This is a genomic window from Pseudomonas sp. TUM25319 (assembly GCF_056388475.1).
On record NZ_CM150751.1, the window covers coordinates 1,417,707 to 1,438,530 of the forward strand.

Sequence of the window (20,824 nt, forward strand, 5' to 3'; positions counted from 1 at the left end):
GCGCCTTGCCCAAAATCCCCGTCATTGTTAGAGTTTGCCGCACTTTTTTACCCACGCGTTGCCAGGGTCCCTTTCCCATGTTCAAGAAACTGCGTGGCATGTTTTCCAGCGATCTTTCCATCGACCTGGGCACTGCCAACACCCTTATTTACGTGCGTGAGCGCGGTATCGTCCTGAATGAGCCCTCGGTTGTGGCCATCCGTACCCACGGCAACCAGAAAAGTGTCGTCGCCGTCGGTACCGAAGCCAAGCGCATGCTGGGTCGTACCCCCGGCAACATCGCTGCCATTCGTCCGATGAAGGACGGCGTGATCGCCGATTTCAGCGTTTGCGAAAAGATGCTGCAGTACTTCATCAACAAGGTTCACGAAAACAGCTTCCTGCAGCCCAGCCCGCGCGTGCTGATCTGCGTGCCGTGCAAATCGACCCAGGTCGAGCGCCGTGCCATCCGCGAATCGGCCCTCGGTGCCGGTGCCCGCGAAGTATTCCTGATCGAAGAGCCCATGGCCGCAGCCATCGGTGCCGGCCTGCCGGTTGAAGAGGCCCGTGGCTCGATGGTCGTCGATATCGGTGGCGGTACCACCGAAATCGCGTTGATCTCCCTGAACGGTGTGGTCTATGCCGAGTCCGTCCGTGTCGGCGGCGACCGCTTCGACGAAGCCATCGTTACCTACGTGCGCCGCAACTACGGCAGCCTGATCGGCGAATCCACCGCCGAGCGTATCAAGCAGGAAATCGGTACCGCTTACCCGGGCGGCGAAGTGCGCGAAGTCGACGTCCGCGGTCGCAACCTGGCCGAAGGCGTACCCCGTGCCTTTACGCTCAACTCCAACGAAGTGCTCGAAGCGCTGCAGGAATCCCTGGCGACCATCGTCCAGGCGGTCAAGAGCGCCCTGGAGCAATCGCCTCCGGAACTGGCGTCCGACATCGCCGAGCGTGGCCTGGTGCTGACCGGCGGCGGCGCGCTGCTGCGCGACCTGGACAAGCTGCTGGCCCAGGAAACCGGCCTGCCGGTGATCGTCGCCGAAGACCCGCTGACCTGCGTCGCCCGTGGTGGCGGCCGCGCCCTGGAAATGATGGACAAACACACCATGGACCTGCTCTCCAGCGAGTGATTCGCCGGATCGCAACCTTGTCGCCCGGTTTACGGCTAGCCTGTAGACCGGGCTGTCCGTCTGGACGTCTCTACTTCCATCCGCAAGCCAGGCCGGTGCGTTGCCTTATGAATGACCTCCTGAACCGTCGTCAACGAGGAGCGGCCTATTAAACCGCTTTTCGCCAAGGGCCCGTCGCTGGGCGTGCGCCTGCTCGTGCTGGTCGTGCTGTCGATCGCCCTGATGGTGGTCGATGCCCGCTTTACCGTGCTCAAACCCGTGCGCAGCCAGATGTCCCTGGTACTGATGCAGTCCTACACCATCACCGATTTCCCGCTGCGTTTGTGGCAGGGCGTCGCGAGCCAGTTCGGCAGCCGCACCGAGCTGATCGCCGAAAACGAAAAGCTCAAGACCGAAGCCCTGCTGCTGCAAGGCCGCCTGCAGAAACTGGCCGCCCTGACCGAACAGAACGTCCGCCTGCGCGAGTTGCTCAACTCGTCGGCACTGGTCAACGAGAAGGTCGAGGTCGCCGAACTGATCGGCATGGACCCGAATCCATTTACCCACCGCATCCTGATCAACAAGGGTGAGCGTGATGGTGTGGTCCTTGGCCAGCCGGTGCTCGATGCCCGTGGTCTGATGGGGCAGGTGGTCGAGCTGATGCCGTACACCTCGCGGGTGTTGTTGCTGACCGACACCACCCACAGCATTCCGGTACAGGTCAACCGTAACGGCCTGCGTGCCATTGCCAGCGGCACGGGTAACCCGGAGCGCCTGGAGCTGCGTCATGTCGCCGATACCGCCGACATCAAGGAAGGCGACCTGCTGGTCAGTTCCGGCCTGGGCCAGCGTTTCCCCGCGGGCTACCCGGTAGCGACGGTCAAGGAAGTGATCCACGATTCCGGTCAGCCGTTCGCCATTGTCCGCGCCGTGCCCACGGCTGCGCTGAACCGCAGCCGTTACCTGCTGCTGGTGTTCAGCGACAGCCGGACCCCGGAAGAGCGCGCCAACGATGCCGCCCAGGCCCAGGTGCAAGATGCTCTCGGTCACCCGGCTCCCGCCGCCGATCCCGCTCATTCTGCGCCGGCAACGCCTGCCGCCCCGGCCAGCGCTACGCCGGCGGCCCCCCATGCGCCGACGACTGCCCCTGCGACCGCCCCGGCTACCGCGCCCGCTGCCCAGGGCACGCCCACGACCCCGTCCCGGGAGAGACACTGATGGTCACTACCCATGGCAAGAATGGCTGGGTGGTCTGGCTGACCTTCCTGATCGGCCTGCTCCTCAGCGTCTGGCCGATGCCGCCGTTCATGGACATCTTCCGCCCGCTCTGGCTGGCGCTGCTGCTGTCTTTCTGGACGCTGAACCTGCCGCACCGGATCGGCATGACCACGGCGTTTCTGCTGGGCCTGGCCGAGGATGTGCTGTATGGCACCTTGCTGGGCCAGAACGCTCTGGTGCTGACCCTGATCACCTTCCTGGTGCTCAGCCTGCAACAGCGCTTGCGCATGTTCCCCATGTGGCAGCAAAGCCTGACGATCCTGGTGGTCTTCGGTGTTGCGCAACTGGTGCAGCTCTGGCTCAGCGCCTTGACCGGCAACCGCCAGCCGACCCTGGCGCTGATCTGGCCGGCGGTGACCAGTGCCTTGCTCTGGCCCTGGATCAGCTTCGGTCTGCGCGGCCTGCGCAGCCGCCTGAGCATCTACTGATACACCCCGCATTCCGACGCTGACAGGGAGAAGTCGAATGACCCCGCTGTACCTGGCCTCCGGTTCGCCTCGGCGCCGTGAGTTGCTGACCCAGATCGGCATTCCCTTCACTGTCGTCAGTGCCTCGATCGACGAAACCCCGCTGCCCAATGAACAGGCCGGTGCCTATGTCGAGCGCCTGGCGCGCGGCAAGGCGGCTGCTGGCCTGGCGCTGCTCGCCGCCAGCGGTGCCGCCGAACCCCTGGCGGTACTGGGGGCCGACACTGCCGTGGTGCTCGATGGCCGGATTCTCGGCAAACCGGTCGATCGCGACGACGCCCTGGCCATGCTGGCGGCATTGTCCGGCCGTGAGCATGAAGTGCTGACGGCCGTCGCGATCACCGATGGTCAGCGCACCGAAAGCCTGTGCATCATCAGCCGGGTGTCCTTCAATACCATCAGCGAACAGCGCGCCAAGGCTTACTGGGCCAGTGGCGAGCCCTGCGACAAGGCTGGCGCCTACGCCATCCAGGGGCTCGGTGCGGTGTTCGTCCAGGGGCTGCAAGGAAGCTACTCCGGCGTGGTCGGCCTGCCGGTCGCCGAAACCGCCGAGTTGCTCGCCGGTTTCGGCATTGCCTGCTGGCAGGGGCTGCCAGCAGCAGAATGAGGATGTACTGACGCCGTTCATTGCTCGCCACCGATCGCCGGGCAATCCATCATTACCGCAAAGACTTTTGACGAGAGCCTGCCATGAGTGAAGAGATTCTGATCAACATCACACCGATGGAATCCCGCGTGGCGGTGGTGGAAAACGGCGTCCTCCAGGAAGTCCACGTCGAGCGGACCCAGCGTCGCGGCATCGTCGGCAATATCTACAAGGGCAAGGTCGTGCGCGTGTTGCCGGGCATGCAGGCCGCATTCGTCGATATCGGCCTGGAGCGTGCAGCCTTTATCCATGCCTCGGAAATCTCCCTGCGCGAAGGCACCACCGTCGAAAGCATCAGCGCACTGGTGCACGAGGGGCAGAGCCTGGTGGTGCAGGTCACCAAGGACCCTATCGGCTCCAAGGGCGCTCGCCTGACCACCCAATTGTCGATCCCGTCCCGTTATCTGGTGTACATGCCGCGTACCAAGCATGTCGGCATTTCCCTGAAGATCGAAGACGAAGCCGAGCGCGAGCGCCTGAAGCAGGTGGTCAGCGACTGCGTCGCCCAGGAGAACATCCAGGACTCCGGCGGCTTCATTCTGCGCACCGCGGCGGAAGGCGCCGGGGCTGACGAAATTCTCATGGACATCCGCTACCTGCGCCGCCTCTGGGACCAGATCGGCGCGCAGATCAAGACCGTGGGGGCGCCGACCGAAATCTACGAAGACCTGGGCCTGGCCTTGCGTACCCTGCGTGACCTGGTCAACCCGAAGATCGAGAAAATCCGTATCGACTCCCGGGAAACCTTCCAGAAAACCACGCAGTTCGTCGCCGAACTGATGCCGGAAATCGCCGATCGCCTCGAACATTATCCTGGTGAGCGGCCGATCTTCGACCTGTACGGCGTCGAGGATGAAATCCAGCGTGCGCTGGAGCGCAAGGTACCGCTCAAGTCCGGCGGTTATCTGGTGGTGGATCCGGCCGAGGCGATGACCACCATCGACGTCAACACCGGTGCGTTCGTCGGCCATCGCAACCTTGAAGAGACCATTTTCAAGACCAACCTCGAAGCGGCCACCGCCATTGCCCGGCAACTGCGCCTGCGCAATATCGGTGGGATCATCATCATCGACTTCATCGACATGGAAGATGAAGAGCACCAGCGTCAGGTCCTGAGGACGCTCGAAAAGCAGCTTGAGCGCGACCACGCGAAAACCAACATCATCGGTTTGACCGAGCTGGGCCTGGTACAGATGACGCGCAAGCGCACCCGCGAAAGCCTCGAGCAGGTGCTGTGCGAGCCGTGCATCTGTTGCCAGGGCCGGGGCAAGCTGAAGACCCCGGAAACAGTCTGCTACGAGATTTTCCGCGAAATTCTCCGTGAGGCGCGCGCTTACCAGGCAGAAGGCTATAGAGTGCTGGCCAATCAAAAGGTGGTGGACCGCCTGCTGGACGAAGAATCGGGGAACGTCGCCGAACTCGAAGCCTTTATCGGGCGAACCATTCGCTTCCAGGTGGAGTCCATGTATTCCCAGGAACAATACGATGTGGTGCTGCTCTGATTGGCTTTGATGTCATGGCTGTTTCTTTCGCGCTGGCAAACGCTGCACGTCGGGCCATAGTTATGGGACGACTCGGGGGGCCACTGCGATGGAGCGTCTGATCCGCGTTCTGGCTGCTTTGACCCGCTGGGGGTTGAGCGCCGGCGCACTGCTGGCGGTACTGGTTGCACTGTATGTCAGCCTCGGCCGCGAATTGACACCGCTGGTTGCCGAATACCGTGATGAAGTCCAGGACAAGGCCGAGGCCAGCCTGGGCATGCCGGTGCACATCGGCGCGCTGGAGGGACGCTGGAGTGGTCTCGCACCGATCCTGGTCGTGCGCGATGTGCAGTTGGGAGAGGGCACCGCGGCGTTGCGCCTCGACGCGGTCAAGGTGGTGCCCGATCTCTGGGCCAGCCTCACCCGCCGCGAGCTGCGTCTGGCCAGCGTCGAACTGGGTGGGCTGCAGCTCAACCTGCACGAAGACGAGCAAGGTCAATGGTCGCTCAAGGGCCTGCCGGTCCAGGATGACCAGCCGCTGGATGTCGAGCAGTTGCTGCGGCGCATGCAGGTGGTGTCGAAAGTCTCGGTGCTCGACAGCCAGGTGACGCTGGAGCCCTTCGATCATGATCCGATGACGCTGACCTATGTCGGCCTGAGCCTGAAGACCGGCAGTGTGCGTCAGCGTCTGGACGCCCGGCTGACCCTGCCCGACGGCCAGCCCATGGCCCTCAGCCTGAAAAGCCGGATCCGCCCGACGCAATGGCGCGACGGTGAAGTCGATGCCTATGCCAGCCTGCCCCAGAGCGATTGGGCGAAATGGCTGCCCGCCCGTTTGCTGGGTCAATGGCAACTGTCGGAGTTGCGCGCAGGGGGTGAGCTCTGGGTTGGCTGGGGCAAGGGGCGGGTGCAAAGTGCCACGCTACGCCTTAACGCGCCACGGCTGCGAGGCGCCTATGGCGAGCGCCAGCCCGCCACTATCGATAATCTGGCCCTCAGCGCCTGGGTGCGGCGCAACGACGAAGACCTGAAGATCACCGTCGACTCCCTGGCCATGAACCTCGGCGAAACACGCTGGGAGTCCCATCTGCAGATTGCCCGAGGCACCTCTGAACAGGACGGCGAGTTGTGGGAGATCCAGGCCGACCGTCTCGACCTGACACCCTTGACCCCGTATATCCAGGCACTCGGCCCGCTGCCGGCGCAGGGGATGGCAGTGGTCGATGGCTTGAAGGTCACCGGTGGCCTGCGCAACGTTCGCCTGGAAGTCCGGCCGCAGGTCGAAGGCGCCCGGATGTTCGGTTTCGCTGCCAATCTCGACCGGGTCGGCTTCGATGGCTACCACGGCGCACCGGCGGCGGGGAATGTCAGCGGCAGTATCAGCGGTGACCTGGGGCATGGCGAGCTACGACTGGATACCGACAAGTTCATGCTGCATCTGGTGCCGATCTTCGCCGAACCCTGGTATTACCTGAAGGCCAACGCACGCCTTACCTGGACGCTCGACAAGGAGGGATTCACCCTCGTCGCGCCGTACCTCAAGGTACTGGGCGAGGAGGGCAAGATTGCCGGCGACTTCCTGATCCGTCTGCTGTTCGCCGAAGGTGCCGAAGACTACATGGACCTGCGGGTAGGCCTGGTCGATGGCGATGGGCGCTACACGCCCAAATACCTGCCAGAAGTGCTCAGCCCGTCAGTGGATCACTGGCTGCGCACGGCGATCCTCAAGGGCGCGGTGGACGAGGGTTACTTCCAGTACCAGGGCTCGCTCAACCACGGTGCGCCGGCCCATGCCCGCAGCATCAGCCTGTTCTTCAAGGTTCACGACGCGGCGCTGGACTTCCAGCCGGGCTGGCCCCAGGTCAGCCAGGTGGACGGCGAGGTGTTCATCGACGATCACGGTGTGCGGGTCAAGGCCAGTACCGGGCAGTTGCTCGATACCCGGGTCAGCAACGTGATGGTAGATATCCCCCATGTCGACGAGGGCGAGCACAGCCACCTGTATCTGGACGGTGACTTCGAGGGAGGGCTGGGTGACGGCCTGAAGATTCTCCAGGATGCTCCGATCGGCACGGGTGCCACCTTCGCCGGCTGGGAAGGCGAGGGCGCTCTGAAAGGCTCGGTGAAGCTCGACATCCCGCTGGCCCACGATGTGGCGCCCAAGGTGGTGGTGGATTTCAGTGCCGACCAGTCTCGGCTCAAGCTTGCCGAGCCTGCGCTGGAGCTGAGCCAGCTCAAGGGCGATTTCCGTTTCGACCTGGACAAAGGCCTGAGCGGCAGGAATATCACCGCCAGGGCCTTCGACAAACCGATCACGGCGGAGATTTTCGCCGAGGGCAAGCCCGGTCAGTTGCAGACGCGCATCGCCGCCAAAGGGCAGATCGCCCTGAAGTCCCTGACGGACTGGCTTAAATTCAACCAGGCTTTGCCGGTCTCCGGCGAGATCCCGTATCAGCTGCAGGTGTCGCTGGGCAGTCGCGACAATCTGCTCAGCGTCGATTCGAACCTCAAGGGGCTGGCGGTCGATCTTCCGGCCCCGTTCGGCAAGGCCGCCAATGACACCCGTGACAGTCAGTTCCGCATGACCCTGCAAGGCAGCGAGCGGCGTTTCGATGCCGCGTATGCCGATCTGGCGGCCATGGCCTATGCGGCGCCTGCCGGCAAGCTGGACCAGGGGCGTGGCGAACTGCTGCTCGGTGGTGGTACGCCGCAATTGCCTCCCGGCCAAGGGTTGCGGGTGCGAGGCAAGGTGGCCGAGCTCGACATCGAGCCGTGGCAGAAGCAGGTCGGCAGCCTTGCTGGCGATGACCCCAGTGGCAGCGCCCGGCAATTCCTCCGTGGGGCAGACCTCAGCATCGGCAAGCTCAAGGCCTACAGTCTCGACCTCAACCAGGCCGTAGTACGGCTTGATCGCAACGCTGACAACTGGGCCTTGCGCCTGGACAGTCAGGAAGTCATCGGCAATGCCCGCATCCCCGATGCCAAGGCAGCACCCATCGCCGTGAACATCCAGACGCTGCATTTGCCCGCCGCCGACCCCGCCGAGGAGGCTTCGCCGGATTCGCCCGACCCGCTGGCCTCGGTAGACCCACGCAAGATCCCGGCGGTGGACCTGAGCATCGACAAGCTGTTCCGGGGAGACGATCTGCTGGGCAGCCTGGCGTTCAAGGTGCGCCCTACCGCCAAAGGCACGGCGTTCAACGATCTCGACCTCAATCTCAAAGGTCTGCTGGTAGATGGCAGCGCTGGCTGGGAAGGCGTCCCGGGCGCCAGTGGCAGTTGGTACAAGGGGCGCCTGGAAGGCAAGAACCTGGCGGATGTACTCAAGGCGTGGGGCTTTGCACCCACCGTGACCAGCCGGGATTTCCGCATGGACGTCGATGGACGCTGGCAGGGTTCGCCGGCCTGGGTCAGCCTCAAACGCTTCTCCGGCAACATGGACGCGGTGCTGCACAACGGCCAGTTCGTCGAAGTCGATGCCGGCGCCCAGGCCCTGCGGGTATTCGGCCTGCTCAACTTCAATTCCATCGGCCGCCGCCTGCGCCTGGATTTCACCGATCTGTTCGGCAAAGGCCTCAGCTACGACCGGGTGAAGGGCCTGCTGGTGGCCAGCGAGGGGGTGTACGTCACCCGCGAGCCGATCGCTGTCACCGGTCCGTCGAGCAATTTCGAACTGGATGGCACCCTGGACATGGTGCGTGATCGGGTCGACGCCAACCTGATGGTGACCCTGCCGGTCACCAACAACCTGCCGCTGGCGGCGCTGATCGTCGGCGCGCCGGCAGTCGGCGGGGCCCTGTTCCTGGTGGACCGGCTGCTGGGCGATCGCGTGGCTCGCTACGCCAGTGTGCACTATCGCGTCGAGGGTCCGGTGAAAGAGCCTAAAATGACCTTCGTCAAACCCTTCGAAAAATCCAACTAAGGCACCGACATGAGCTTCGCGGTCATTCAGATGGTCAGCCAGGACGATATCGCCGCCAACCTGCAGCGGGCCCACGCCTTGCTCGAGCAGGCGGCGAGCGGCGGAGCGCGGCTGGCGGTGTTGCCGGAGAACTTCGCCGCGATGGGCCGACGCGACAGCGCAGCGATCGGCCTGGCCGAAGCGCGGGGCGAGGGACCGATCCTGCCATGGTTGAAACAGACCGCACGCGACCTCAGGTTATGGATCGTGGCGGGCACGCTGCCGCTACCGCCCGTCGACCAGCCCGAGGCCAAAGCCCATGCCTGCTCCCTGCTGGTGGACGAGCACGGCGAGCTGGCTGCCCGCTACGACAAGCTTCATCTGTTCGATGTCGACGTGGCCGACAACCGTGGCCGCTATCGCGAGTCGGACGACTACGCCCACGGCGCCAACGTGGTGGTGGCTGATACGCCGGTGGGCAAGCTGGGACTGACGGTCTGTTATGACCTGCGTTTTCCTGAGCTCTACAGCGCGTTGCGCCAGGCTGGAGCGGAATTGATCACGGCACCGGCGGCGTTCACCGCGGTTACGGGGGCGGCCCACTGGGAGGTGTTGATCCGCGCCCGCGCCATCGAAACCCAGTGTTATGTGCTGGCCGCAGCTCAGGGCGGAACCCACCCCGGGCCGCGTGAAACCCACGGGCAGGCGGCGATCGTCGATCCCTGGGGACGCATCCTCGCCGAACAGGCCAGCGGCGAAGCCGTATTGCTGGCCACGCGCGACAGCGCTGAACAAGCGTCCATCAGGGCGCGGATGCCGGTGGCCTCGCACCGGCGCTTTTTCTCGCAGGACGCATTGCGGCCTGCGCACACCTCGGAGTGACTATGAGCGAGTTGTTAACACGAGTCAGCGAGCAGCTGCTGACCCCCGGCGACCTGACCCTCGACAGCCTGCAGAGCGTGCTGGGCGAGCTGGCGGGGCCGGGCATCGACGCCGCCGACCTGTACTTCCAGGGCCAGATTTCGGAGTCCTGGGCGCTGGAAGACGGCATCGTCAAGGAAGGCAGCTTCAACCTTGACCAGGGTGTCGGGGTGCGTGCCCAGTCGGGCGAAAAGACCGGCTTCGCCTACAGCAACGCCATCAACCTGGAGGCGCTGACCTCCGCCGCCCGCGCCGCCCGCTCGATTTCCCGTGCTGGCCAGAACGGTACGGTCCAGGCCTTCAAGAGCCAGGGCATTACCGCGCTGTATGCCCCGGATAACCCGCTGGAGGTCATGAGCCGGGCGGAGAAGGTCGACCTGCTCAAGCGCGTCGATGCCGCCACTCGCGCCCTCGACCCGCGTATCCAGCAGGTCACGGTGAGCATGGCCGGGGTCTGGGAACGCATCCTGATCGCCGCCGCCGATGGCAGCCTTGCCGCAGACATCCGCCCGCTGGTGCGCTTCAACGTCAGCGTCATCGTCGAGCAGAACGGACGCCGCGAGCGTGGTGGCCACGGCGGCGGCGGACGAACCGATTACCGTTATTTCACTGAAGAGCGGGTCATGGGCTTCGCTCGCGAGGCCTTGCGCCAGGCGCTGGTGAACCTCGAAGCGGTGCCGGCGCCGGCGGGAACCCTGCCGGTAGTGCTGGGTTCCGGTTGGTCCGGGGTGCTGTTGCACGAGGCTGTCGGTCACGGCCTGGAAGGGGACTTCAACCGCAAGGGCAGTTCGGCCTACAGCGGACGAATCGGCGAAAGCGTTGCCTCGAGCCTGTGCACCATCGTCGACGACGGTACGCTGGAAGGGCGTCGCGGCTCGCTGAGCGTCGATGACGAAGGCACGCCGACCGAATGCACCACCCTGATCGAGAACGGCAAGCTGGTCGGCTACATGCAGGACAAGCTCAACGCTCGCCTGATGGGCATGGCCGTGACCGGCAACGGCCGTCGCGAATCCTATGCGCATCTGCCGATGCCGCGCATGACCAACACCTACATGCGTGCCGGCGAAAGCGACCCGGCGGAGATCATTGCGTCGGTCAAGCGTGGCCTGTACTGCGCCAACCTCGGTGGCGGCCAGGTGGATATCACCAGCGGCAAGTTCGTGTTCTCCACCAGCGAGGCCTATCTGATCGAAGACGGCAAGATCACTGCCCCGGTCAAGGGCGCAACCCTTATCGGCAATGGCCCCGAGGCGATGAGTCGGGTGTCGATGGTCGGCACCGACCTGTCGCTGGACAGTGGCGTGGGTACCTGTGGCAAGGACGGTCAGTCGGTGCCGGTCGGCGTCGGCCAGCCGACCCTGAAGATCGATGCGATCACCGTGGGTGGCACGGGCGCATGAGGATGAAGCCGGACGGGCAGGGTGCCCGTCCGGCGGCGGAGATCAGCGCAGGCCGCGCTGGACTTCGTCGAGTTCGCGGATGTACTTGAAGATCTTGCGTGCGGCGCTTGGCGGCTTGTTGGTCTTCTGCTCGTGCTGGGCCTGACGGATCAGCGAGCGCAGTTGCTGACGATCGGCTTCCGGGTATTCCTGGACGAATTTCTCCAGGACCTCGTCGGAGCCTTCGATCAGGCGGTCGCGCCAGCGTTCCAGGTTGTGGAAACGCTCGTTGTACTGGCGGGTAGAGGCGTCGAGTTGTTCGAGCAGGGCATTGATCGCGTCGAGGTCCTGATCGCGCATCAGCTTGCCGATGAACGACCGGTGACGCCGCTTGGCTTCGTTGGCCGTGTGCTTCTTGTGTTCTTCGAGCGCTTTGCGCAGCTCGTCGGTCAGAGGCAGCTTGGCCAGGGTGTCGGGCTTGAGCAGCGTGAGGCGCTCGCCCATATCGACCAGGGCCTGAAGCTCGCGCTTGACCTGGGTTTTGCTTTTTTCGCCATTGAAGGCGTCGTCGTAAGAATCAACCATGGGGGCAGTCCGCTGAGAATCGCCGCCATGATAACCAGTCGGGGCCCGCTTGTCCGGCCCGGTCGCGCATCGACGGTCCCGGCTGAACGTAGAATTTGAGTGGAGAGAACCATGAGTGCAGTCCAGAGCGTAGGTCCGCAAGCCCTGCCGGCCTTGCAGGAGCAGGTCGAGCAGATCATCGCCGAAGCGAAGCGCCAGGGCGCCACGGCCTGCGAAGTGGCGGTATCGCTGGAGCAGGGGTTGTCCACCTCGGTGCGCCAGCGCGAAGTGGAAACGGTCGAGTTCAACCGTGACCAGGGTTTTGGCATCACCCTCTACGTGGGTCAGCGCAAGGGCTCGGCCAGCACCTCGGCCAGCGGTAGCGAGGCGATCCGCGAGACCGTCGCCGCTGCTCTGGCGATCGCCAGGCACACCTCCGAAGATGATTGCGCAGGGCTCGCTGATCCGGCGCTGATGGCCCGCGAGCTGCCAGACTTCGATCTCTATCATGCCTGGGAGATCACGCCTGAACAGGCCATCGAGAAGGCCCTGGCCTGCGAGGCGGCGGCTTTCGAGGCCGACGCGCGAATCAAGAATGCCGACGGTACGACCCTCAATACGCACCAGGGTTGCCGTGTCTACGGCAACAGCAACGGCTTTATCGGCGGCTATGCGTCGACCCGGCACAGCCTTAGCTGCGTGATGATCGCCGAGGGCGACGGGCAGATGCAGCGCGACTACTGGTACGACGTCAATCGCCAGGGTGAGCTGCTGGCGGATCCGCGCAGTATCGGCCAGCGCGCTGCCCAGCGTGCCGCCAGCCGCCTGGGTGCGCGTCCGGTGCCCACCTGCGAAGTGCCGGTGCTGTTCTCCGCGGAGCTGGCCGGCGGCCTGTTTGGCAGCTTCCTGTCGGCTATCTCCGGCGGCAACCTCTACCGCAAGTCGTCCTTCCTGGAAGGCACCATTGGCCAGCGCCTGTTCCCGGCCTGGCTGACACTCGACGAGCGTCCGCACCTGCCGCGGGCGCTGGGCAGTGCTGCGTTCGACGGTGATGGTCTGGCGACCTACGCAAAACCGTTCGTCGAAAACGGGCATCTGATTTCCTATGTGCTGGGTACCTATTCCGGTCGCAAGCTGGGCCTGCCGAGTACGGCCAACGCTGGCGGCGTGCACAACCTGTTCGTCACCCACGGGGTGGAAGACCAGGCTGCCTTGATTCGTCGCATGGGCCGCGGATTGCTGGTCACCGAACTGATGGGCCATGGCCTGAACATGGTTACGGGCGATTATTCCCGGGGGGCGGCAGGGTACTGGGTGGAAAACGGCGAGATCCAGTTTGCCGTTCAGGAAGTGACGATTGCCGGCAATATGAAAGACATGTTCCAGCAGATTGTAGCGATCGGTAGCGATCTAGAAACCCGCAGCAACATCCACACAGGCTCGGTACTGATCGAGCGGATGACCGTCGCGGGCAGCTGATTTTCCAGTTTTCCGGATCGACCTGAAAGCCCGGCCTTGTGCCGGGCTTTTTTGTTTCCGCTGAAACGAGCTTGAACTGATTCTATTTATCAATTAATAATGAATATCATTATCTTGGTGTGATGATGTTCATGAAACCAGTCCTCCACGAACTGCCCTACCTGGAAAACTGGCGCTGGCTGAGCCGGCGCATTCGCTGCGCACTCGAGCCCGACGAGCCGCGCCTGATCGAGCACTACCTCGCTGAAGGGCGCTATCTGGTCTGTTGCACCGATACCTCGGCGTGGACCGTTGCCCTGACTTCTTTCCGTCTTCTGCTCGATACCGCCTGCGACCGCATGTTGCCGTGGCATTGGCGCTGCCTGTGCCTGGACCAGGCGTGGCGCCCCTTGCTGCAACTGCGCAAGCTCGATGGCGGCGAGCAGGGACAGCGCTGGCAGCCGCTGGCACTGCAACTGGCGAATTGCACGCTGTTGCCTTCGATTTCTTCCGCTGAACTGATGCAAGGACTTGATGATGAGTAATACCCGTATCGAGCGTGACAGCATGGGCGAACTGCAGGTGCCAGCCGAGGCCCTGTACGGCGCTCAGACCCAGCGCGCGGTCAACAACTTCCCGATCAGCCAGCAACGCATGCCGACCCAGTTCATTCGGGCACTGCTGCTGGCCAAGGCTGCTGCGGCCAAGGCCAACGTTGAGCTCGAACAAGTGACCGCGGCTCAGGGCGAGGCCATCGTCGCGGCCGTGGAACAACTGCTGGCCGGCGATTTCATGCAGCACTTCCCGGTGGATGTGTTCCAGACCGGCTCCGGCACCAGCTCCAACATGAACGCCAACGAAGTGATCGCGACCCTCGCCAGTCGCGTGCTGGGCGACACGGTCAACCCCAACGATCACGTCAACTGCGGCCAGAGCAGCAACGACATCATCCCTACCACCATCCATGTCAGTGCCGCGCTGGCCCTGCACGAGCAACTGCTGCCGGCGCTGGAGCATCTGGTCAAGGTGATCGAGGCCAAGGCCGAGCAGGTGCATCCGTTCGTCAAGACCGGCCGTACCCACCTGATGGATGCCATGCCGGTGCGTATGAGCCAGGTGCTCGGTGGCTGGGCGCAGCAGATCAAGGCCAGCATCGGTCACCTGCGCGACAGCCTGCCCAGCCTGCAATCGCTGGCCCAGGGTGGAACTGCCGTCGGCACCGGGATCAACGCGCATCCACAGTTCTCCGGCTTGTTTGCCAGGCAGTTGAGCGGCCTGACCCAGGTCGAGTTCGTGCCAGGGGAAAACCTGTTCGCCCTGATCGGCTCCCAGGACACTGCCGTTGCCGTGTCCGGTCAGCTCAAGGCGACCGCCGTGGCCCTGATGAAGATCGCCAACGACCTGCGCTGGATGAACTCCGGCCCGCTGGCCGGCCTTGGCGAGATCGAGCTGGAAGGCTTGCAGCCGGGCTCCTCGATCATGCCGGGCAAGGTCAATCCGGTCATTCCGGAAGCCACCGCCATGGTCGCCGCTCAGGTCATCGGCAACGACGCCACCATCGCCATCGCTGGCCAGTCCGGCAACTTCGAGCTGAACGTGATGCTGCCGGTGATCGCTTCGAACCTGCTCGACAGCATCGAGCTGATGGCCAACGCCAGCCGCTTGCTGGCCGACAAGGCCATCGCCAGCTTCAAGGTCAACGAGCCGAAGCTCAAGGAAGCCCTGGCACGCAACCCGATTCTGGTGACCGCGCTGAACCCGATCATCGGTTATCAGAAAGCCGCCGAAATCGCCAAGACCGCTTACAAGCAAGGGCGTCCGATCATCGACGTCGCGCTGGAGCACACCGAGCTGTCACGTACCCAGCTGGAAGTCCTGCTGGATCCGGAGAAGCTCACCGCCGGCGGCATCTGACGCCGCACACCGCTTTGGAGGTTTGCCATGCAGCATTGGAAACGCACCACCGAAATCGCCAACCGCCTGTTCAACCAGGGTGATCTGGTCGATGCCCGCGAGCTTTACTTGCAGGCCCTGGCGTTGGCCCAGGTGCTCTTCGAACGCTGGCATGACGCCGACGAAGCGGTCGCCGCCTGTGTGATTTCCCATCACAACCTGGCGGACCTTCATCTGCGCCTGAAGCAGCCGCAGGAAAGCGCCGAGTACCTCTGCGCGATCCACCAGCGGCTGCTGCGAGCCAGTCAGGACATGCGTCTGTCGCAGGCGCTGCGTGACGCTGCCCTGCGCCAGAGCGGCAAGACCTACACCGAGCTTCTCAATTTCATCAGTGAATACGGCCAGTATCCGCGCACCGAACGCCTGCTCTACCGACAGGAGCCGCAACCCGGCGTGCTGGCTGGCCAGGACCCCGTGATCTCCCGAGCCTTCCAACAAGGAATCCACTAAATGCCACATACCTTGCCTGCATTGCCGTACGCCTACGATGCGCTGGAGCCGCACATCGATACCCAGACCATGCAGATTCACCACACCAAGCACCACCAGACCTACATCAACAACCTCAACGCTGCCCTCGAGGGTACCGAGTGGGCTGAATGGCCGGTGGAGAAGCTGGTCGCTGCGGTCAAGCAACTGCCGCAGAGCCTGCAGGCGGCGGTGATCAACCAGGGCGGCGGTCACGCCAACCACACGCTGTTCTGGACCGTCATGTCGCCGACGGGCGGTGGCGTACCACAAGGTTCGGTTGCCAAGGCGATCGACGAACAGTTGGGTGGTTTCGAGGCGTTCAAGGACGCCTTCACCAAGGCTGCTCTGACGCGCTTCGGTAGCGGCTGGGCCTGGTTGAGCGTCACCCCCGAGAAGAAGGTTGTGGTAGAGAGCAGTGGTAACCAGGACAGCCCGCTGATGAACGGCAACACGCCGATCCTGGGGCTGGACGTCTGGGAACACGCTTACTACCTGCTGTATCAGAACCGCCGTCCGGAATACATCAACGCCTTCTACAACGTGGTCGATTGGGCCGAAGTAGAGCGGCGTTACGTTGCCGCGCTGGCGTGAGTGACTGCCGGATGCGTTCGGATGTGTTGTCCATCAGCAGTGTGCGCTTGTTCCGCCTGGCGCTGGGGACCTTGCTGCTCTTGATCGGTACGGCCTTGCTGGTGGCGCAGGGGATCGCCTGGCTGGATCTGGAGCCCCGCATGCTGCGGGCACTGGAGGGTGGTGCGTTATGCGCGTTGGGCACGGCCCTGGGTGCCGTGCCGGTCCTGGTGATCCGCAACATGCCGGTGGCACTGGCCGATACCCTTCTGGGCTTCGGCGCCGGTGTGATGCTGGCGGCGACGGCGTTCTCGCTGATCATTCCGGGGCTGGATGCGGCCCAGGCAGTGGGCTTCGGCAAGTGGGGCGCGGGCGGCCTGATCAGCCTGGGCCTGCTCTGCGGCGCTTTCTGCCTGTATCTGGTCGATCGCCAGCTTGCCGGGGCCTCGCCCGAGGCGCTCGTCGCTTCCGGGACTCAGCCGGTGGTGCCGGCGCGGATCTGGGTGTTCGTGATCGCGATCATTGCCCACAACATTCCGGAAGGCATGGCCATAGGTGTTTCTGCCGGTGGCGGGATGCCGGATGCCGACAGTCTGGCGATGGGTATTGCGCTGCAGGATGTGCCTGAAGGGCTGGTGATTGCACTGGTGCTGGCAGGCGCCGGGATGGAGCGCTTCAAGGCGTTTCTGATCGGTGCGGCATCGGGTCTGGTGGAACCGGCGGCCGCCGTGCTGTGTGCCTGGCTGGTACGGTTTGCCGAAATGGCGCTGCCGCTTGGGCTGGCTTTTGCAGCCGGTGCCATGTTGCTGGTGGTGACTCAGGAGATCATTCCCGAGTCCAGAGCCAATGGCCACCATCGACTGGCCAGTCTTGGCCTGTGCGTCGGCTTCTGCCTGATGATGGTTATGGATACCGCGCTGTCCTGAAAGCAAAAAGCCCGCCGAATGGCGGGCTTATCAATGGGCGGGTATCACTCGCCTTCGTCGAAGAAGTTGTTGATCAGGGCCTTCAGTGCGTCCAGGGCTTCCTGGTCCTGTTCGCCTTCGGTGGACAGGTGCACCGTGGTGCCTTTGCCGGCGGCCAGCATCATCACCGCCATGATGCTCTTGCCGTCCACCTGACTCTGGGGTGTCCTGCCGACCCTGACCGTGCAAGGAAACTTGCCTGCCACGCCAACGAACTTGGCCGCCGCCCGGGCATGCAGCCCCAGCTTGTTGATGATCTCGATTTCGATAGCGGGCATCGCGGAGTGATCCTGTGGACTAGAGGTCGCGGTGGCGAACCTGGACGTTCTTCAAAATGGGTTGCAGCAACTGGCCCAGGCGTTCGGTCAGGTACACGGAGCGATGATGACCGCCAGTGCAGCCAATGGCGATGGTGACATAGGCTCTGTTGCTGGCAGCGAAGCGCGGCAGCCACTTGAGCAGGTAGGAGGAAATGTCCTGGAACATTTCTTCGACATCCGGTTGAGCCGCCAGGTAGTCGATCACAGGTTGATCGAGGCCGGAATGTTCGCGCAGTTCCGGCTTCCAGTAGGGATTGGGCAGGCACCGCACATCGAACACCACGTCGGCATCGACCGGCATGCCCCGCTTGAAGCCAAAGGACTCCACCAGGAAGGCTGTGCCTGGCTCCGGCTGGTTGAGCAGCCGCAGCTTGATCGAATCCCGCAACTGATAGAGGTTCAGGCTGGTGGTGTCGATCTTCAGGTCCGCAAGGTCGGCGATCGGGCTCAGCAGTTCGCTTTCGACGCGAATGGCCTCGGCGAGAGAGCGGTCCTGGTTGGTCAGCGGGTGACGTCGCCGGGTTTCGGAAAAACGCTTGAGCAGCGTGTCTTCGTCAGCGTCCAGATACAGTACGTCGCACTGGATGTGCCGGGCGCGGGCTTCGTCGAGCAGTTCCGGAAAGCGGCTCAGGTGGCTGGGCAGGTTGCGCGCGTCGATCGATACAGCGACCCGCGGCTGCAGCAGCTCCGTGTTGATCAGTGCACTTTCCGCCAGTTGCGGCAGCAACCCTGCAGGCAGGTTGTCGATGCAGTAGAAGCCATTGTCTTCCAGCACATCCAGGGCGGTGCTCTTGCCGGAGCCGGAACGGCCACTGACGATGATCAGGCGCATGCTCAGGGCTCGTTCTGTACGTCCAGGACGACCTGGTACAAGGCTTCGTTGCTACCTGCGGCGCGTAGCCGATCGCGTACATCCTTGCGGTCGAGCATGCTGGCAATCTGGCGCAACAATTCCAGGTGGGCATCGGTGGCCGCTTCCGGGACCAGCAGCACGAACAGCAGGTCAACCGGGGCGCCGTCGATGGCGTCGAAATCGATGGGGGCTTCCAGGTGCAGCAGTGCGCTGACCGGATTGGAGCAGCCTTTCAGGCGGCAGTGGGGAATGGCAATGCCATTGCCGAAGCCTGTGGAGCCCAGTTTTTCGCGAGCGATCAGGCTTTCGAAAACATCCTGGGTTTCCAGTTCGGGAACTTCTTTCCCGATCAGGTTGGCGATCTGTTCGAGTGCGCGCTTTTTACTGCCTCCCGGCACGTTCACGAGGGAACGGCCGGGGGTCAGGATGGATTCAAGTCGGATCATGGATGAGGGGTATCAGCGGGCGGCTGCGCCTTGCAGCAGGCTTTGCTGTTTTTCCTTGTGTTTTTTCAATTGACGGTCGAGCTTGTCGGCCAAGGCGTCGATGGCGGCATACATGTCTTGGTGTTCGGCGTTTGCAACCACCTCACCACCGGGAATCTGCAGGGTCGCCTCCACTTTCTGCTGGAGTTTCTCGACCTTCATGATGACCGTCACGTTGGTGATCTTGTCAAAATGACCCTCAAGGCGCTTCAGCTTCTGCTCGACGTAGTCGCGCAGTGGAGGAGTGACTTCTACATGTTGTCCACTGATGTTGACTTGCATACTGCTTCTCCTTTATTGCCGTGCATAAAGAGGCAGGTGTTGCGCCTGCCACTGAATTGCGATGGCACACCTCAGGGAAGGTCACATCAATCGCTTGCGCTCACTCGACGGTGCGATGCCGAGGGACTCGCGGTACTTGGCGACGGTGCGACGTGCTACCTGGATGCCTTGTGCCTCCAGTAAACCAGCGATCTTGCTGTCACTCAATGGCTTTTTCTGATTTTCCGCAGCAACCAGTTTCTTGATGATCGCGCGGATCGCAGTGGACGAGCATTCGCCGCCCTCGGAGGTGCTGACGTGGCTGGAGAAAAAGTACTTCAGCTCGTAGATTCCGCGGGGCGTGTGCATGTATTTCTGGGTGGTGACCCGTGAAATGGTCGATTCGTGCATGCCCACCGCCTCGGCGATATCGTGCAGGACCAGCGGCTTCATGGCCTCGTCGCCATGATCCAGGAAGCCGCGCTGGTGTTCGACGATCTGGGTCGCCACCTTCATCAGTGTTTCGTTGCGGCTCTGCAGGCTCTTGATGAACCAGCGCGCTTCCTGCAACTGATTGCGCATGAAGGTGTTGTCGGCGCTGGTGTCGGCACGGCGGACGAAGCCGGCATACTGCGGATTGACCCGCAGCCGCGGAACGGCCTCCTGGTTGAGCTCTACCAGCCAGCGTTCGTTGTCCTTGCGCACGATCACGTCGGGAACCACGTATTCGGGTTCGCTGGATTCGATCTGCGAGCCGGGACGCGGGTTGAGGCTCTGGACCAGCTCGATGACCTGGCGCAGTTCGTCTTCCTTGAGCTTCATGCGGCGCATCAACTGGCTGTAGTCGCGGCTGCCCAGCAGGTCGATGTAGTCATTGACCAGGCGCTGGGCCTCGGCCATCCACGGGGTGCTGGCAGGAAGCTGGCGCAATTGCAGCAGCAGGCATTCGCTCAGGTTGCGTGCGCCGATGCCGGCAGGTTCGAACTGCTGGATGCGGTGCAGGACCGCTTCGACCTCATCCAGCTCGATGTCGAGCTCAGGGTCGAAGGATTCGCAGATTTCTTCCAGGGTTTCGTCGAGATAGCCCTGGCTGTTGATGCAATCGATCAGGGTCACGGCGATCAGGCGATCGGTGTCCGACATCGGTGCCAGGTTCAACTGCCACAGCAGGTGGCTCTGCAGGCTCTCGCCCGCCGAGGTGCGGGTGGTGAAGTCCCACTCGTCATCGTCGTTGCTGGGCAGGCTGCTGGCGCTGGTCTGGTAGATATCTTCCCAGGCGGTATCGACCGGCAGCTCATTGGGGATGCGCTCGCTCCATTCGCCTTCCTCGAGGTTGTCCGCCGGGGTGGCGACGGACTGCTCGAAGCTGCTCTCCTGCGACTCGGCGACCGGCTTGGACTCGACGTTGTCGGCCATGGGGTCGCTGTTGTCGAAGTCGTCGCCTTCTTCCTGGCGTTCGAGCATCGGGTTGGACTCCAGGGCTTCCTGGATTTCCTGCTGCAGGTCCAGCGTGGAAAGCTGGAGCAGACGGATGGCCTGTTGCAACTGCGGGGTCATCGTCAGTTGCTGGCCCATTCTTAGGACGAGCGATGGTTTCATGGCTGGGGCTTTACACCTTATTCGCCGGCGCGCATGCGCCATCTACTACACGGGCGCCGGGCGCCAATTTTAAGCAAGATATATGCCTGAAATTGCAGCGTTTGCCTAGAGCGCTGTAAGAAATAAGCCGTGAATAATGGCTTAAAGCCAGCGCT

General features: G+C 63.2%; 20 protein-coding genes. 14 read left to right on the forward strand and 6 right to left on the reverse strand.

Going from position 1 to position 20,824, the window contains the following annotated elements; all coding sequences use genetic code 11:
• The first annotated feature begins 77 nt into the window (after positions 1-77).
• The 8 genes from mreB (at position 78) to tldD (ending at position 11,191) form a co-directional block, all read left to right on the forward strand.
• On the forward strand, positions 78-1,115 hold the full coding sequence (gene mreB, locus AC05QJ_RS06520; RefSeq protein ID WP_008371426.1) for a rod shape-determining protein MreB: 1,038 nt from the start codon (positions 78-80) through the stop codon (positions 1,113-1,115).
• 183 nt (positions 1,116-1,298) lie between these two features.
• Entirely contained in the window at positions 1,299-2,312 is a 1,014-nt protein-coding gene (gene mreC / locus AC05QJ_RS06525; protein ID WP_476746141.1) for a rod shape-determining protein MreC, read from the forward strand.
• Complete coding sequence (gene mreD, locus AC05QJ_RS06530; RefSeq protein WP_476746142.1) at positions 2,312-2,800, forward strand: rod shape-determining protein MreD; 489 nt, start codon at positions 2,312-2,314, stop codon at positions 2,798-2,800. The genes mreC and mreD overlap by 1 nt, the downstream gene beginning before the upstream one ends.
• A gap of 37 nt (positions 2,801-2,837) precedes the next feature.
• Positions 2,838-3,446, forward strand: coding sequence for a Maf family protein (locus AC05QJ_RS06535; RefSeq protein WP_476746143.1), 609 nt, complete (start codon positions 2,838-2,840; stop codon positions 3,444-3,446).
• Positions 3,447-3,529: 83 nt separating this feature from the next.
• Entirely contained in the window at positions 3,530-4,987 is a 1,458-nt protein-coding gene (gene rng, locus AC05QJ_RS06540; protein ID WP_476746144.1) for a ribonuclease G, read from the forward strand.
• A gap of 88 nt (positions 4,988-5,075) precedes the next feature.
• The gene (locus AC05QJ_RS06545) at positions 5,076-8,888 is read left to right on the forward strand and encodes a YhdP family protein (RefSeq protein WP_476746145.1); all 3,813 of its coding nucleotides are present in this window, start codon (positions 5,076-5,078) and stop codon (positions 8,886-8,888) included.
• Positions 8,889-8,897: 9 nt separating this feature from the next.
• Positions 8,898-9,749: a carbon-nitrogen hydrolase family protein gene (locus AC05QJ_RS06550; RefSeq protein WP_476746146.1), complete on the forward strand. Its 852-nt coding sequence runs from the start codon at positions 8,898-8,900 to the stop codon at positions 9,747-9,749.
• Between the two features lie 2 nt (positions 9,750-9,751).
• Positions 9,752-11,191, forward strand: a complete 1,440-nt coding sequence (tldD, locus tag AC05QJ_RS06555) for a metalloprotease TldD (RefSeq protein WP_476746147.1) — start codon at positions 9,752-9,754, stop codon at positions 11,189-11,191.
• Between the two features lie 42 nt (positions 11,192-11,233).
• Here the strand turns inward: tldD and yjgA are convergent, their stop codons facing one another.
• Positions 11,234-11,755 (reverse strand): ribosome biogenesis factor YjgA, encoded by a 522-nt coding sequence (yjgA, locus tag AC05QJ_RS06560; RefSeq protein WP_476746148.1) that lies wholly within the window; start codon positions 11,753-11,755, stop codon positions 11,234-11,236.
• A 111-nt stretch (positions 11,756-11,866) separates the two neighbouring features.
• On the opposite strand from yjgA, the gene pmbA reads away from it, so the two are divergent.
• From pmbA to AC05QJ_RS06590, 6 genes are all read left to right on the forward strand, one after another.
• Entirely contained in the window at positions 11,867-13,213 is a 1,347-nt protein-coding gene (gene pmbA, locus AC05QJ_RS06565) for a metalloprotease PmbA (RefSeq protein WP_476746149.1), read from the forward strand.
• Positions 13,214-13,335: 122 nt separating this feature from the next.
• On the forward strand, positions 13,336-13,737 hold the full coding sequence (locus AC05QJ_RS06570) for a FagA protein (RefSeq protein WP_476746150.1): 402 nt from the start codon (positions 13,336-13,338) through the stop codon (positions 13,735-13,737).
• Positions 13,730-15,106: a class II fumarate hydratase gene (locus AC05QJ_RS06575; protein ID WP_476746151.1), complete on the forward strand. Its 1,377-nt coding sequence runs from the start codon at positions 13,730-13,732 to the stop codon at positions 15,104-15,106. Before AC05QJ_RS06570 ends, AC05QJ_RS06575 begins: the two co-directional genes overlap by 8 nt.
• A gap of 27 nt (positions 15,107-15,133) precedes the next feature.
• Positions 15,134-15,595, forward strand: coding sequence for a hypothetical protein (locus AC05QJ_RS06580; protein WP_476746152.1), 462 nt, complete (start codon positions 15,134-15,136; stop codon positions 15,593-15,595).
• Positions 15,596-16,207: a superoxide dismutase gene (locus AC05QJ_RS06585; protein WP_476746153.1), complete on the forward strand. Its 612-nt coding sequence runs from the start codon at positions 15,596-15,598 to the stop codon at positions 16,205-16,207.
• Between the two features lie 11 nt (positions 16,208-16,218).
• A complete protein-coding gene (locus AC05QJ_RS06590; RefSeq protein ID WP_476746154.1) occupies positions 16,219-17,112 on the forward strand; it encodes a ZIP family metal transporter in 894 nt (297 codons plus the stop codon).
• A 44-nt stretch (positions 17,113-17,156) separates the two neighbouring features.
• Here the strand turns inward: AC05QJ_RS06590 and AC05QJ_RS06595 are convergent, their stop codons facing one another.
• From AC05QJ_RS06595 to AC05QJ_RS06615, 5 genes are all read right to left on the reverse strand, one after another.
• The gene (locus AC05QJ_RS06595; RefSeq protein WP_476746155.1) at positions 17,157-17,429 is read right to left on the reverse strand and encodes an HPr family phosphocarrier protein; all 273 of its coding nucleotides are present in this window, start codon (positions 17,427-17,429) and stop codon (positions 17,157-17,159) included.
• Between the two features lie 19 nt (positions 17,430-17,448).
• Complete coding sequence (gene rapZ / locus AC05QJ_RS06600; RefSeq protein WP_476746156.1) at positions 17,449-18,303, reverse strand: RNase adapter RapZ; 855 nt, start codon at positions 18,301-18,303, stop codon at positions 17,449-17,451.
• Positions 18,304-18,305: 2 nt separating this feature from the next.
• Positions 18,306-18,770: a PTS IIA-like nitrogen regulatory protein PtsN gene (gene ptsN / locus AC05QJ_RS06605; protein ID WP_476746157.1), complete on the reverse strand. Its 465-nt coding sequence runs from the start codon at positions 18,768-18,770 to the stop codon at positions 18,306-18,308.
• 12 nt (positions 18,771-18,782) lie between these two features.
• Complete coding sequence (hpf, locus tag AC05QJ_RS06610) at positions 18,783-19,091, reverse strand: ribosome hibernation-promoting factor, HPF/YfiA family (RefSeq protein ID WP_476746158.1); 309 nt, start codon at positions 19,089-19,091, stop codon at positions 18,783-18,785.
• Positions 19,092-19,172: 81 nt separating this feature from the next.
• Positions 19,173-20,669: an RNA polymerase factor sigma-54 gene (locus tag AC05QJ_RS06615; RefSeq protein WP_476746159.1), complete on the reverse strand. Its 1,497-nt coding sequence runs from the start codon at positions 20,667-20,669 to the stop codon at positions 19,173-19,175.
• Positions 20,670-20,824 lie beyond the last annotated feature (155 nt).

Bases quoted from the DNA above. Each gene is read 5' to 3' on its own strand.
- mreB (WP_008371426.1), top strand. From the start codon at position 78: ATGTTCAAGAAACTGCGTGGCATGTTTTCCAGCGATCTTTCCATCGAC.
- mreD (WP_476746142.1), top strand. From the start codon at position 2,312: ATGGTCACTACCCATGGCAAGAATGGCTGGGTGGTCTGGCTGACCTTC.
- AC05QJ_RS06535 (WP_476746143.1), top strand. From the start codon at position 2,838: ATGACCCCGCTGTACCTGGCCTCCGGTTCGCCTCGGCGCCGTGAGTTG.
- rng (WP_476746144.1), top strand. From the start codon at position 3,530: ATGAGTGAAGAGATTCTGATCAACATCACACCGATGGAATCCCGCGTG.
- AC05QJ_RS06545 (WP_476746145.1), top strand. From the start codon at position 5,076: ATGGAGCGTCTGATCCGCGTTCTGGCTGCTTTGACCCGCTGGGGGTTG.
- AC05QJ_RS06550 (WP_476746146.1), top strand. From the start codon at position 8,898: ATGAGCTTCGCGGTCATTCAGATGGTCAGCCAGGACGATATCGCCGCC.
- tldD (WP_476746147.1), top strand. From the start codon at position 9,752: ATGAGCGAGTTGTTAACACGAGTCAGCGAGCAGCTGCTGACCCCCGGC.
- yjgA (WP_476746148.1), bottom strand. From the start codon at position 11,755: ATGGTTGATTCTTACGACGACGCCTTCAATGGCGAAAAAAGCAAAACC.
- pmbA (WP_476746149.1), top strand. From the start codon at position 11,867: ATGAGTGCAGTCCAGAGCGTAGGTCCGCAAGCCCTGCCGGCCTTGCAG.
- AC05QJ_RS06570 (WP_476746150.1), top strand. From the start codon at position 13,336: ATGATGTTCATGAAACCAGTCCTCCACGAACTGCCCTACCTGGAAAAC.
- AC05QJ_RS06575 (WP_476746151.1), top strand. From the start codon at position 13,730: ATGAGTAATACCCGTATCGAGCGTGACAGCATGGGCGAACTGCAGGTG.
- AC05QJ_RS06580 (WP_476746152.1), top strand. From the start codon at position 15,134: ATGCAGCATTGGAAACGCACCACCGAAATCGCCAACCGCCTGTTCAAC.
- AC05QJ_RS06585 (WP_476746153.1), top strand. From the start codon at position 15,596: ATGCCACATACCTTGCCTGCATTGCCGTACGCCTACGATGCGCTGGAG.
- AC05QJ_RS06590 (WP_476746154.1), top strand. From the start codon at position 16,219: ATGCGTTCGGATGTGTTGTCCATCAGCAGTGTGCGCTTGTTCCGCCTG.
- AC05QJ_RS06595 (WP_476746155.1), bottom strand. From the start codon at position 17,429: ATGCCCGCTATCGAAATCGAGATCATCAACAAGCTGGGGCTGCATGCC.
- rapZ (WP_476746156.1), bottom strand. From the start codon at position 18,303: ATGCGCCTGATCATCGTCAGTGGCCGTTCCGGCTCCGGCAAGAGCACC.
- ptsN (WP_476746157.1), bottom strand. From the start codon at position 18,770: ATGATCCGACTTGAATCCATCCTGACCCCCGGCCGTTCCCTCGTGAAC.
- hpf (WP_476746158.1), bottom strand. From the start codon at position 19,091: ATGCAAGTCAACATCAGTGGACAACATGTAGAAGTCACTCCTCCACTG.
- AC05QJ_RS06615 (WP_476746159.1), bottom strand. From the start codon at position 20,669: ATGAAACCATCGCTCGTCCTAAGAATGGGCCAGCAACTGACGATGACC.